This is a genomic window from Streptomyces albiflavescens (genome assembly GCF_014645835.1).
Lineage (GTDB): Bacteria > Actinomycetota > Actinomycetes > Streptomycetales > Streptomycetaceae > Streptomyces > Streptomyces albiflavescens.
Genome location: NZ_BMMM01000006.1, coordinates 80950 through 94341, shown reverse-complemented (window position 1 = coordinate 94341; position 13392 = coordinate 80950). Strand labels below are relative to the sequence as shown.

The following is a 13392-nucleotide window of genomic DNA, read 5'->3' as shown; positions in this document are numbered from 1 at the left end:
TCGCGGTACCCCCGCTGTGTCGGACGCGATGTCAGATCTGTGTCAGATCGATGGGGCCCGAGCATCCCATATGTCAGCCGTTCGTCAGACGGTGTGAGGGGGCGTGCGTCAGAGCGCATCGATGGAAGTTCTGCCCCGTCAGAGGCGTCAGTGCCCGCCCCCGAGGGTGTCGACTGGAAGAACCGGCTGCTCAGCGACGGCCGGTCCTGCCGAGACCGGGCCGTGCTTCCTGCTGCCCGCCGGTCCGCGACGGCCCGGTCTCTCCCACCCACTTCATTCAAAGGGGCGATATGTTCAAGCTAAGGCAGACGTGTGCGCGTGGGGTGCTTCCTGGCCGAAGCGGTGGCTGTGCGGCGCCACTGCGGTACCGTTTGGTCCTTTGTGCGCTTCTGGTGGCATGCCTGCCCGTCGGGCCGGCGGCAGCCGCTCCCACGCCACCTCCTCCGGCGAGGGCGACGGCGACGGTCACGGCGACCGCGCCTGCGGTTCCGCGGGGCGCGACGAGCGGACATTCACTCGTACGGGACGCCCTGCCGGAGTTCCTCGGCTCGCTCGGGGCGGGTGTCCTGCTCGCGCTCGCAGGGGCCGGTGTCAAACGATTCCGCGCCCGTCGAGCCCGAGTGGAGGACGGGGCCCAGGTCGAGGATCGATCAGGCCCCGTCGGGTGAGCCGCAGGCCCGGTCAGGTGTCGTACGTGCCGTCCCACGGCTCGCCGAAGCCGAGGCGGTCCGGGTAGAGCTCGGCCCAGGCCTCGCCCTCGTCCTCTCCCGTCACCAGGCCGAACAGCACGCCGTCGACGGTGAGTTGGAAGGGGTGGATCGCGATGTCCGTGTAGGAGCGGCGCGGGAGGCTGCGCAGGAGCTTCGCCAGGTGGACCCGGGCGCGGGAGAGCACCGAGTCGTCACCGTGCGGGTCGCGCTGCTGTTCGGCCCAGGTGCCGGCGCACCAGATCTCCGAATCGCGGTAGCTGCCCGCGGAGTCGAAGGTATGGAGCACCACGTAGAGGCGCTTGTGCTCTTCCCAGCCGTCGTCGGGACGGAACCCTTCGGGGAAGGCATACGTGATCGACGCCAGGAACTGACCGTCCGCGTACCGTCCGATGGTCTCGGTGCGGTGCTTCGGCTCGTAGGCGATCGGAATGAGCTCGGGGACTGGGACTGCCATGGCGGAAACCATACGGGTGGGTGAGGACATGTCAGCGTCGGGGGCCACCCCCGGACCGGCTGCCGCGACAGCCCGGAAATGGTTCGTGCCGGCTTCGGCTTCGGCGGAGCAGTCGTCCGTACGACGACGAGGGCGCCCGGGACGTGAAGTCCCGGGCGCCCTGCGGCAGGTGAGGTGCCTCAGGAGAGGGACCTGTATCCGCCCCACCCGGTCGCGATCGCCGTACGCGAACCGAACGACCCCCTGCCGTCTCCGCTGTTGCGGTACAGGTTGCCGCTGGTGTCGCGGGAGACCAGGTCGGCCTTGCCGTCGTCGGTGATGTCGCCGACGCCGACGACGGCGTTGTAGGAGCCACCCCAGTCGGTGAACACCTTCGCGCGGGCCGCGAAGGTACCGTCGCCCTTGCCGTCGTAGCGGTAGAGGGTGTTCGCGGTGTCCTGGGCGAGCAGGTCGGCCTTGCCGTCGCCGGTGATGTCGCCGACGCCGACGATCTTCTTGTAGCCCTTCCAGCTGTCGTAGAGCTTCACGCGGGCGGCGAGCTTGCCGTCGCTCGTGCCTTTGTAGAGGTAGACGGTCCCGGTCGACGCGTTGCGCGCGATGAGATCCGGGCGGCCGTCGCCGCTCACGTCACCGGGCGAGGTGAGCGCGTTGTACTGGGTCCAGCCGCTGGTGGCGAGGGTCGTGTACGACGTCGACGGCGTGACCGCCTTGCCGCAGCCCGGCTTGTACAGGCGCAGCGCCCCGCTGCTGTACCGCACCAGGACGTCGTTGCAGCGGTCGCCGTTCAGGTCGCCGAAGGGGATCGCCGTGATGGTGGTGGCCCAGCCGGTGCCGGTGTACTTAGAGTTGAACTTGCCGGTGCCGGTGCCGCTGTGGAAGGTGAGGCCGCCGGAGGAGTTCAGGGTCAGCAGGTCGCCGCGGCCGTCCGGGCCGTCGGGGCTGGTGAAGTCGTGGCGTACGGCGACGCCCCGAGAGAGGAAGCCGTCGCCGCTGGCCACCGTGGTGGCGGTGGAGGTGCCGCGGCCTGTCGCCTTGAGGGTCCAGGTGAAGTGGCCGGTGGGGAAGTAACTCCCGCTCGCGGTCTTGCCGTACCAGTTGGTACTCACCCGCGCCGCGGACGCGCCGCCGGTGACCGTGAAGGTGGCCTTGCCGTTCGCACCGCTCTGGACCGAGGTGAAGGTCACGGACCAGGAGGTGACCGGGCGGGACAGCAGCCAGGAGCCCACGAAGGGCGTGTTCGGGTCGACGTAGCTGGGGACCTGCGTCTCGAAGGACGTCACGGCGGACGGGGCGATGCCGGTGGTGGCGACGTGCGTCTGCTCGTACGCGCCGACCCAGGCGACCAGACCCGTGTACTCGTCCACGGTCCAGCGGTATCGCCGGTCGGCGGCCATGCCGGTGTCGGGGACCCCGGAGGCAAGGACGCGGGTGGTACCGGTGGCCGCCTCGGTCAGGACCAGCTGGTCGGTGGCGTGGTCGTGGCGGACGGTGAAGCCGTCGCCGAGGAGCACGTCACCGGGGGTGACCGAGCGGGACGTACCGGCCTTGGAGTCGTACACGCCCGCCGAATCCGTGCCGCACGCCCAGTAGATCCAGCGGCCCGCCGCTTGGAGTTCGCTCGGCACACAGGCGAGGCCCGGGACCGTCACCGTGGCGAGGGTCTTGTCGGTGATGAGGCTGTACGAGATGAGCTGACCGGCGGTGGTGTTGGCGCTCCAGAGGGTGGGGCCGTTGAGGGCCGCGGCGCGGATGGAGCGCTTCAGCCTCTGGCCCTGCCCGAACTCGCCGACGTACTGCATCGGGGTCGAGCCGCCGGAGTTGTAGACGGCGTAGTTGTCGGAGACATCGACGATCGCGCCCTTCTCGGTGTGGAACTCCAGGGGGTTGGCGCCGATCGCGACCAGCCGGTCCGCGTTCGACAGGCCGCTGCCGCCCTCGTCGCCGTCGTAGTACGTGTCGAGGTAGACGTCCCTGGGCCCGTTGCCGAGGTTGCCCCACATCGCCGAGCAGGTGGTGCCGGTGTAGGGACACTTGGCGCTGATCGAGCCGTTCTCCGTGGCGGGGGTCGCGGTCAACTGGCCGCCGACGTTGTCGATGGTGCGCCACGAGGTGGTGTCGGAGGCGCTGGACGGGTTGTCCTCCGCGACACGCAGGCTGCCCCGGCTGAGGGCGAGCCCGGTCTTGGTGTTCTCGTACGGGGCGACCTTGAACAGCTTCTCCAGCTGCGGGGCGCCGTCCGCGCCCGGGGTGACCCGCTGGATCCACCAGTCGCTCGTGCTCGTGCCGCCCGTCACGAGGGCGTCGCCGTCGGGGGTGGCCAGCGGGGTGCCGTACGCCTTCGTCAGCAGCGTGCGGGTGGAGCTGTCACTGAGGGAGACGGAGGTGACGCCGCTGGACGTGGTGAGCACCAGCCAGTCGCCGACGAGGGTGGGGTAGCCGCCTGTGGTGGCCCCGGCGGCCACCGGGACAGTCTCCTCGGCGGTGAGGTCGGCGCGGGACTTGAGGTGCAGCCCGCCGGCGGCCGTGTACCAGCCGACGCGGTCGTCGGTGAGGACGAGTTCCGGCTCGCTCTCCAGGCCGGTGAAGACCGGGGTGAACTGCGCGGTGGCGAAGTCGATGTAGCTGACGGTGTACGTGTCGACGCCGGTGTTCGCGTCGTGGACGGCGTACGCCAGCAGGAAGCCGTTCTCGTCGCCGGTGCGCGGGGTGCTCACGTTCCAGGACCCGTCGGTCGGGTAGCCGGTCACCACGCGGTCGCGCTGTTCGCCGTCGACGAGGTCGACGAGGTGCAGCCAGTAGCCGTCCAGCTGTTCGGCGTCGACGACGCCGTTCCACTCGACCGTGACGAGCGTGTTGCCGTACGTGCCCACGTAGTCGGCCGACTGCCTCAGGTCGACGGTCCGCAACGCGCCGCCGTCCGGCGTCCACAGCGACACCGGGTCGCCGTAGGTGGCGTGCGGCAGCGCCACGGTGTCGACGGCCTGTCCGTACATGCCCGAGGCGCAGCGCATGCTGATGTCGTAGCAGGTGGTGGTGGTCGGCTTGTACACCCCGGACGGGCCCTCGATGGTGACGGTGCTGCCGTCGTCGTAGTCCGTCCACAGGAGTCCGGCGACGTTGGCCTGGCGGTGCAGGAATCCTGTCTCGCCGGCGGCGAGCAGCCGGTCGCTGCGCGGGGTGTCGAGCCGCGGATCGTCCAGGACGATCTCCGTCGTCCCGGTGGTGGAGGCGGCCGTGGTGGCTGCCTGCGCGGCGCCGCCGCCGTCCGGCGTGCCGGAGAACAGGGTGATGGTTCCGGCCACTACGGCGACCGTGAGTGCGGAGACGAGGGCGGTCGGACCGCCCCGTCTCAGGGCGTGTCTGCCCACGTGAAATGTCCCTCCCCGCGAGGGCCCCCGCCCTCGCACAAGTGAGCGGATGCTAACAAGGTCTGTCGGGGGCCCTGCGGGGAGGGCTTGCGGGCGCGCGGCGCTACTTCGCCACGTACTGCGTGAGGATCGCCTGGACTTCGTAGATGTCGACGCCCTTGGTGAAGGTCTTCTCGACGGGGGCCGCGGTGCCGGAGATCCAGATCTTGAGCTCGGCGTCGAGGTCGAAGGTGCCGGCGGTCTCCACCGAGAAGTGGGTGATGCTGCGGTACGGGATGGAGTGGTACTCCACCTTCTTGCCGGTGATGCCCTGCTTGTCGACGAGGATGAGGCGGCGGTCGGTGAACAGGATGCTGTCGCGTATCAGCAGATACGCGGCGTGCACCTGCTCGTTCTGACCCAGCAGGCGCCCGAAGTCCTGCTGTGCCGCGGCCGGGTCGATGGTGCTCGCGTTTCCGAACAGTGCCATGGATGAACCCCCCACTCAGTGGACTCGCATGTCCACTCAAGTCCCAGTAAGCCAATGGCTTCACATGATCTTCGCAATGTATACAGTGCGGGAGAGGGCGTGCACAGAGGAGCAGGGGGTTCCGCTTGGTGCCGCTGTCGCGTTCCGAGGCTCTGACGCCGAGGGCCCGGGAACTGTTCGTTCCCGGGCCCTCGGTCGCGTGGCTGCCGCTACTCCGGTGCGCCGCCGAAGCGCTCCTTGTACGCCTCCAGGTCCTCGTCCGTGATCTTGGCGAAGAGGACCGGGGGGACCGTGAAGGGGGTGCCGGCCGGGACCGAGTTCAGGGACCTGGCCTCGTCGGTCGTGACCCAGATGGCCGTGTCGTCCGTGAGGGCGAAGGCCGAGCGCATCGCGCGGGAGGACGCGGGGATGAAGGGTTCCGAGACCACCGCGTAGAGGTGGATCAGGTTCATCGCCGTGCGCAGGGTCAGGGCCGCGCCCTCGGGGTTGGTCTTGATCTCCAGCCAGGGGGCCTTCTCCTCCAGGTAGGAGTTGCCCGCCGACCACAGGGCGCGCAGGGCCGCCGCCGCCTTGCGGAACTGGAGAGCCTCCATCTGGGTCTCGTACTCGGCCAGGAGGGTCGCGATCTCCTCGCCGAGCTTCGCCTCCGGCTCGCCCGCCTCCGCGCCCGCCGGGACCTCCTCGCCGAAGCGCTTCTTGGAGAAGGACAGGACGCGGTTGACGAAGTTGCCGAGGGTGTCGGCCAGGTCCTTGTTGACCGTGGCCGTGAAGTGCTCCCAGGTGAAGGACGAGTCGTCCGACTCGGGGGCGTTGGCGATCAGGAAGTAGCGCCAGTAGTCGGCGGGGAGGATCTCCAGCGCGTGGTCGGTGAAGACACCGCGCTTCTGCGACGTGGAGAACTTGCCGCCGTAGTACGTCAGCCAGTTGAAGGCCTTGACGTAGTCGACCTTCTTCCAGGGCTCGCGCACGCCGAGTTCCGTGGCCGGGAACATGACGGTGTGGAAGGGCACGTTGTCCTTCGCCATGAACTCCGTGTAGCGGACCGTGTCGTCCGCCTCGTACCACCACGACTTCCAGTCGCGGTTCTCCGGGTCCTGGTCCGCCCACTCCTTCGTCGCACCGATGTACTCGATCGGGGCGTCGAACCAGACGTAGAAGACCTTGCCCTCGGCGGCGAGCTCCGGCCAGGTGTCGGCCGGGACCGGGACGCCCCAGTCCAGGTCACGGGTGATCGCACGGTCGTGCAGGCCCTCGGTCAGCCACTTGCGGGCGATGGAGGAGGCGAGCTGCGGCCACTCGTGCTCGTGGCGCGCCACCCACTCCGAGACCTCGCTCTGGAGCTTCGACTGGAGGAGGAAGAGGTGCTTGGTCTCGCGGACCTCCAGGTCCGTCGAGCCGGAGATCGCCGAGCGCGGGTTGATCAGGTCCGTCGGGTCCAGGACTCGGGTGCAGTTCTCGCACTGGTCACCGCGGGCCTTGTCGTAGCCGCAGTGCGGGCAGGTGCCCTCCACATAACGGTCCGGGAGGAAGCGGCCGTCCGCCGGCGAGTACACCTGGCGGATCGAGCGCTCCTCGATGAAGCCGTTCTCGTTCAGGCGGCGCGCGAAGTGCTGGGTGATCTCGCGGTTCTCCGGGCTGGAGCTGCGGCCGAAGTAGTCGAAGGCCAGCTCGAAGCCGTCGTACACGGCCTTCTGCGCGTCGTGCGCCTGCGCGCAGAACTCGTCGACCGGCAGGCCCTGCTCCTTGGCCGCCAGCTCGGCCGGGGTGCCGTGCTCGTCCGTCGCGCAGATGTAGAGAACGTCGTGGCCGCGCTGGCGGAGGTACCGGGAGTACACGTCCGCCGGGAGCATGGACCCCACCATGTTGCCCAGGTGCTTGATCCCGTTGATGTACGGAAGGGCGCTGGTGATGAGGTGTCGAGCCATCGCGGGCTGCTCCCAAGTCGCTACGTGGGGTGACGATCGTCGGTTCAGGTCGTGTCGTCGGTCGTCTTACGAACCTTGAAATCGTAGCCGACATGGGTGGGCCGCCCGCTTCCCGTTTTAAGAGGTGGGAAGCGGGCGGCCCGGTTCGTCGTGGGTGGGGCGGCTACGGGCGCCAGTTCTCCAGTACGCCGTCGTAGATCTCCGCGTCCGTCAGTTCGCGCGGGGTCGGGCCTGCGTGGAAGAAGGCCGTGTTGTCGGTCTTCAGCTTGCGGAGGTAGTCGAAGGCCTTGTTGTCGTGCTCGCCGAAGGCGATGAAGGAGAAGAAGACGGTGGGGTGGTCCTTCGCCGCGTCCGTGAGGGACTGGGTGGCGGGGGTCTTGGCGTCGGGGGCGCCGTCCGTCTGGAAGATCACGAGGGCCCGCTCCGCGTCCGGGTGGTGCTTCTCGTGGTGGGTGAGCACTTCCTGTACGGCGGCGTGGTAGCTGGTACGGCCCATGCGGCCGAGCCCTGCGTGCAGGTCGTCGATCTTGTTCTCGTACTCGGTGAGGGTGAGCTCGCCGGTGCCGTCCAGCTCCGTGGAGAAGAAGACGACGTGGGCGGTGGACTCCGGGTCGAGGTGCGCGGCGAGGGCGAGGGCCTGTTCGCCGAGGGCCTGGGCGGAGCCGTCCTTGTAGTACGGGCGCATACTCGCGGAGCGGTCGAGGACGAGGTAGAGGTGGGCGCGGGTGCCGGTGAGGTCCCGCTTCTTCAGCGCGGTTCCCGCCTCGTTGTATGCGGTGACCAGGGCCGGGGCGTGGGTCTTGACGTGGGTGAGGGGGGTGGCGGGCTCCGGCTCGGCCTCCGCCTCGGCTTCCGGCTCGGCCTCCGCCTCGGCTTCCGGCTCGGCCTCCGCCTCGGCTTCCGGCTCGGCCTCCGCCTCCGGCTCGGCTTCGCCTTCGGCGGCTACCGGTTCCGGGGCCGGCTCTGTGGTCTCCTCGGCTGTCGGTTCGGGCTCGGCCTCGGCTTCGCCTTCGGCCGTGTCGTTCCCGCCCGCACCACCCGTGCTGCTCTCGCTGTCGGCTGCGGGTGGTCCCTGTGGGGCCTGACCGCCGTCGGCGGCCGTCGACTCGTCCGCCTGTGCGGCCAGGGGTTCGTCCGCCTCCGCGGCCACCTCGTCCGCCTGTGCGGCCACCTCGTCCGTCTGTGCGGACACCTCGTCCGCCTGTGCGGCGGCCGGCTCGTCTGCCTCCGCAACGGTCGACTCGTCTGCCTCCGCGGCGGTCGGCTCGTCCATCTGTGCGGCCGGGGGTTCGTCCGCCTGTGCCGATGCGGGCTCGTCCGCCTGTACGGCGAGGGAAGCGGGCTCCTCGGTGATGACAGGCTCGGGCTCCGGCTCTGCCGCCGCTGCCTCGGCCGCGGGCTCCGGCTCTGCTGCCGGGACCTCTTCGGCTACGGGCTCGGGGGCGACCTCGATCTCGGGCTCGGCCTCGACCTCAGCCTCGGCGGCTGGCTCAGCCTCGGCGGCGGGCTCCGGCTCGGCCTCGATCTCGGGCTCGACCTCAGCCTCGGCCGCAGGCTCCGGCTCGGCCGCAGGCTCCGGCTCAGCCTCGGCCGCAGGCTCCAGCTCGGCCTCGACCAGGGGCTCAGCCTCGGCCGCAGGCTCCGGCTCGGCCTCGACCACGGGCTTCGGCTCGGCGGCGGGCTCCGGCTCCACCTCAGCCGCAGGCTCCGGCGTCACCTCAGCCGCCGTGGGCTCCGCGGGCTCCTCCACCGTCTCCGCCGCAGGTGCCGGCGTCGGCTTCGGGACCGTTACGTTGTCGAATGCCGCCGACACCAGCTCGTCCACCACGGACGGCTTGGCCTCCGGTGTCAGCTCCGGCTCGGGTGAGGGAGACGGAATCTTCGGCTCGGCGGCGGACTCCTGTACGGGAACCCGTGCGGCCTCCTCGGAGGAGGGAACCGGCTCGGCGGCCGGGGCCGGAACGGTCGGAGCCGAAGCCTCTCGCGAGGTCTCCGCGTCGGCGTCACGACCCTTGCGTGAGCGGCCGAACGCGTTCCGCAGGAGAGTGAGAATGCCCATGTGCGCAACCCTTCGCGTGAGTTGATGCCCGTTAATCCCTGGCCAGGACGGACACGTAAGGTTAGCGGCCGCCGTCGGTGATCTTGGGCAGGGGCGGGGGGCCGTAATGCCGCCGTGTCAATACCCCCTCGGCTCCCACAGGTTCACTCTTCGTTCACCGGAGTGCAGCGTTCCTGCATGCGCGCGCCCCTAACGTCACGCTGACACCAAGGGATCGCATGGGGAGAGTAAAGTGCGCAGACTGCTGCCGTTGATCGGAACGCCGGGGACATCGGGAACGCATCCCGGCGGGCGCTCGGCCATGACCTGTCGGTTCCGCTGTGGTGACGCCTGCTTCCACGAGGTGCCCAACACCAGCGACAACACGTACGTCGGTGACGTCATCGCCGGTGCGCTCAGCCGTCGTTCGATGATGCGGGCCGCGGCCGTCGTGACGGTGGCCACGGCGACGGGCGCGGCGGTCGTCGGCACGGGCGCCCCGCTGGCCCGAGCCGCGACCGAGTCGGCGGATAGTGGTGAAAAGGGGGCGCGTGGGCTTCGCTTCACGACCGTCGCTCCGAACACCACCGACGCCGTCGTCATCCCCGACGGATATCGGCAGAACGTTGTCATCCGGTGGGGCGAGCCCATCCTCCGCGGTGCCCCCGCCTTCGACCCGGAGAACCAGACCGCCGCGGCCCAGGCGGGCCAGTTCGGCTACAACAACGACTTTCTCGCTCTCCTCCCGCTGCCCGGCGAGCACGGCCGACAGGTCCTCGTCGCCAATCACGAGTACACCGACGAGATCCTGATGTTCCGCGGGTACGACGCCGAGAACCCCACCCGCGAGCAGGTCGAGGTCGCTTGGGCAGCGCACGGCCTGTCCGCCGTCGTCGTCCAGAACGACCACCGCACCGGCAAGCTCACCGCCGTCCCGCGCCACCACCTCAACCGCCGCGTCACCGCCACCACCGAGTTCCGGCTCACCGGCCCGGCCGCCGGATCGGATCTGCTGAAGACCTCCGCCGACCCGACCGGCCGCAAGGTCCTCGGCACGCTGAACAACTGCTCCGGCGGTACGACCCCCTGGGGGACCACCCTCCACGGCGAGGAGAACTTCAACCAGTACTTCGCCAACAGCAGCCGTGCCACGGACAAGCGGTACGGCATCGGCACGGGTGCCACCGAGCGCAAGTGGGAGCGTTTCGACAAGCGTTTCGACGTCGCCCAGGAACCGAATGAGGTGCACCGCTTCGGGTACGTCGTCGAGTTCGACCCGTACGACCCGACGTCCACGCCCCGCAAGCACACCGCTCTCGGCCGCTTCAAGCACGAGGCGGCGACCGTGCGTCTGACGGAGGACGGCCGGCCCGTCGTCTACACCGGTGACGACGAGCGCTTCGACTACTTCTACAAGTTCGTCGGCAGCAAGCGGATGAAGAAGGGGTCGAGCAGGGCGGTCCGCGAACACAATCTCTCCCTGCTCGACGAGGGCACGCTCTACGTCGCCAAGCTCACCGGCGACTCCCCGGCCACCGACATCGACGGCAGCGGGAAGCTGCCGGCCGACGGCGAGTTCGACGGGAGCGGGGAGTGGATCCCGCTGGCCACCGCGACCGCCGACGGCGCCGTCTCGCACGTCGACGGGATGACGGCCGAGGAGGTCTTCGTCTTCACGCGCCTCGCCGGTGACAAGGTCGGCGCCACCAAGATGGACCGGCCCGAGGACATCCAGCCCTCGCCGCACACCGGCAAGGTGTACGTAGTCCTCACCAACAACAGCAACCGTGGCAAGACCGGGTTCGCCGCCGCCGACGAGGCCAACCCCCGCAACGCCAACAAGCACGGCCACATCCTGGAGCTCACCGAGCGCGGCAACCGTGCCGAGAGCACCACCTTCGCCTGGTCGCTGTTCCTCGTCGCGGGCGACCCGGCGGACCCGGCCACCTACTTCGCGGGCTTCCCGAAGGACAAGGTCAGTCCGATCTCCTGCCCGGACAACGTGGCCTTCGACTCGTACGGCAACCTGTGGATCTCCACCGACGGCAACCAACTCGGCTCGCACGACGGCCTGTTCGGCGTCGCGACCAAGGGTGAGCGGCGCGGTGAGCTGAAGCAGTTCCTGACCGTGCCGACCGGCGCGGAGACCTGCGGCCCGCTCGTCCAGGACCGGCGCGTGCTCGTCGCCGTCCAGCACCCGGGCGAGATCGACGGCGCGTCCGTCGAGAAGCCGGCGAGCGTCTGGCCCGACGGCCCCGGGAAGATCGTCCGCCCGGCCGTGGTCGCGGTGTGGCGCGCTGACGGCTGCGATGTAGGGGTCTAGTGCTAGCGCGGTAGCGCCAGCGGTAGCGGTGCATACGGGATGGGGGCGCCCTTCGGCCCGAAGGGCGCCCCCATCCCGTACCGGATCATTCGGAGCAGAGCAGAGCAGAGCAGAGCAGGGCAGGGCAGAGCAGAGCAGAGCGGTGGGACGAACGTTCCGTCAGTGCGGTGAAGCGATCGCCCGCGCCGCCGCGACCTCCTGGCGGAGCGGTTCGAGCACGGAGCCCGAGGGGCCGGTGAGATCCGTACGGACGGCGAAGAGCACCTCGGTCTCGCGCAGCCCCTCGGACAACTCCCGCAGCTGCAGGACGACGTGGGCGACCTCGGCGGCGGACGGCTCGGGGGCGCCCTCTTTGACGCGGACCCGGGCCGCGGTCGTGGCGTCCACCATCCGTTCGACGGCCACGACGAGTGGCCACCAGGCGGCGGCGCGGCGCCCGGTCGGCGGCGGTTCGGTCAGGGCGCGCTGGAACTCCGTACGGACGGACGACAGGTCGCGGTACAGCCGTCGTCGTCTGCGGGCGCGGGCAGCGGGATCGACGCCCGCCCCGAACGCCAGCTCCACATAGCCGGCCGTGTCCGCGACCGCGTCGGCGAGCCGGTCGCCGACCCGGGTGTGCCAGCTCTCCGGCCACAGCAGGTATCCGGCGACGAGCGCGATCGCGCACCCCATGAGGGAGTCGACCAGGCGGGGGACAAGGAGCCCCGTGCCCTGGTGGTTGAGGACGTCGGAGAGGAGGAGGATCACCGGGGTGATCGCGGCGGTCTGGTAGCCGTAGCCGCGCGGGGTGAACGCCGGGATGAGCGGGCCCAGGACGAGCAGGACGGGCACGTCCCACCAGCCGCGTGGTACGACGGTGAGGACCCCGGCCGCGACGACGAGCCCGGCCACCGTGCCCAGCGCGCGCAGCAGCGCCCGGGAGAAGACCGACCCGAAGTCGGGCTTCATCACGAAGGTGATGGTGAGAGTGACCCAGTACGAGCGCGGCACCGGGATGATCGAGACCAGCACCTGGGCGAGGCCGATGCACAGGGCGAGGCGCAGTCCGTAGCGCCAGGAGGCGGCGGACAGGAGGACGTTTCGCGCGGCGCGCGCGGCGCGGATGCGGAGCGCGGCAGGCCGGCCGAGGCGGTCGTCGACGGGATGGGGTCCCGGCGCCTGGCCGGTCACGACGTCGGCGGCGTAGCGCAGGGCATGGTCGACGGCGCGCGCGGTCTCGTTGGCGGGGGCGGGCAGTCGGAGCCCTATCGGTCCGGTGTAGCCGGTCTCCACCGCTTCGGCGAGATGGCGTACGGCGGCGGGGACCTCGGCGGGCAGCGGCTTGCCGTGCTGGTGGGCGGCGGGGGCGGCCTCGACGACGGGCGTGACGGCGTTCAACTGCGCCAGCAGCCGGACGAGGTCGGGGCTGCGGCCGTGGTGGAAGGCGCGCCGGGCGAGAACGACGTCGTACGACTGGTTGAGGGATTCGGTGACGGCGTGGCGCAGATCGTCATAGGCGTCGGTGCCGCTCGCGGCGAGCAGGTCCGCGACCGTGCGGTACGTGCTCGCGACGGCGGCCCGCTCCGGCACCCCGGACCGCAGCGGCCAGGCGAGCAGTGCCAGGGCGAGGACGAGGAGCCCGCCGCCGGACATCAGCAGGGGCGCCAGCCACCACTCGCCCGGCAGTGGAAGTCCGGCGCCGATCGAGCAGTTCAGGAGCAGCAGCAGTCCGGACACGGAGGCCACGGCGCCGATCGTCGAGATCATCCCGGAGACCAGCGCGACCCCGGTGACGGCCCCGACGGCGACCCAGCCGTGCCCGAAGACGAGCGAGCCGATCGTGACGCCGATCGCGCCGAAGAGCTGCGGCACGGCGATGTTGAGGATCCGTAGGCGGTAGGCGTCCGCGGTGTCACCGATGACCCCGGACAGGGCGCCCATGGAGGCGAGCGCGCCGTAGCCCGGCTCTCCCGCGGCGAGACCGATGGCGAGCGGGAGGGCCAGGGCCATCGCGGCGCGGGCGATGGCCGCCCAGTTGACGGACGCCTGCTGCGGTTGGAGGTTCCGGACCAGCCAGTCGGGAGGGGTGAGGCCGACGGGGAACTCTCGGGACATGGACCAAGTAT

The 13392-nt window shown here is 70.3% G+C and carries 7 protein-coding genes; 1 reads left to right on the top strand and 6 read right to left on the bottom strand.

The window, feature by feature from the left end:
• Positions 1–681: 681 nt before the first annotated feature.
• From IEY95_RS17920 to IEY95_RS17900, 5 genes are all read right to left on the bottom strand, one after another.
• A complete protein-coding gene (locus tag IEY95_RS17920; RefSeq protein ID WP_229703116.1) occupies positions 682–1164 on the bottom strand; it encodes a hypothetical protein in 483 nt (160 codons plus the stop codon).
• 179 nt (positions 1165–1343) lie between these two features.
• The gene (locus IEY95_RS17915; RefSeq protein WP_189187039.1) at positions 1344–4532 is read right to left on the bottom strand and encodes an FG-GAP repeat domain-containing protein; all 3189 of its coding nucleotides are present in this window, start codon (positions 4530–4532) and stop codon (positions 1344–1346) included.
• Positions 4533–4635: 103 nt separating this feature from the next.
• Positions 4636–5001 carry a PH domain-containing protein gene (locus IEY95_RS17910; RefSeq protein WP_189187038.1) on the bottom strand — a complete coding sequence of 122 codons (366 nt, stop codon included), beginning with the start codon at positions 4999–5001 and terminating at the stop codon, positions 4636–4638.
• Positions 5002–5210: 209 nt separating this feature from the next.
• Entirely contained in the window at positions 5211–6926 is a 1716-nt protein-coding gene (gene metG, locus IEY95_RS17905; protein WP_189187037.1) for a methionine--tRNA ligase, read from the bottom strand.
• Between the two features lie 163 nt (positions 6927–7089).
• The gene (locus IEY95_RS17900) at positions 7090–8985 is read right to left on the bottom strand and encodes a VWA domain-containing protein (protein WP_189187036.1); all 1896 of its coding nucleotides are present in this window, start codon (positions 8983–8985) and stop codon (positions 7090–7092) included.
• 232 nt (positions 8986–9217) lie between these two features.
• On the opposite strand from IEY95_RS17900, the gene IEY95_RS17895 reads away from it, so the two are divergent.
• Complete coding sequence (locus tag IEY95_RS17895) at positions 9218–11287, top strand: PhoX family protein (RefSeq protein ID WP_189187035.1); 2070 nt, start codon at positions 9218–9220, stop codon at positions 11285–11287.
• A 159-nt stretch (positions 11288–11446) separates the two neighbouring features.
• Here IEY95_RS17895 and IEY95_RS17890 read toward each other — a convergent pair whose 3' ends face one another.
• Positions 11447–13381: an FUSC family protein gene (locus tag IEY95_RS17890; RefSeq protein WP_189187034.1), complete on the bottom strand. Its 1935-nt coding sequence runs from the start codon at positions 13379–13381 to the stop codon at positions 11447–11449.
• Positions 13382–13392 lie beyond the last annotated feature (11 nt).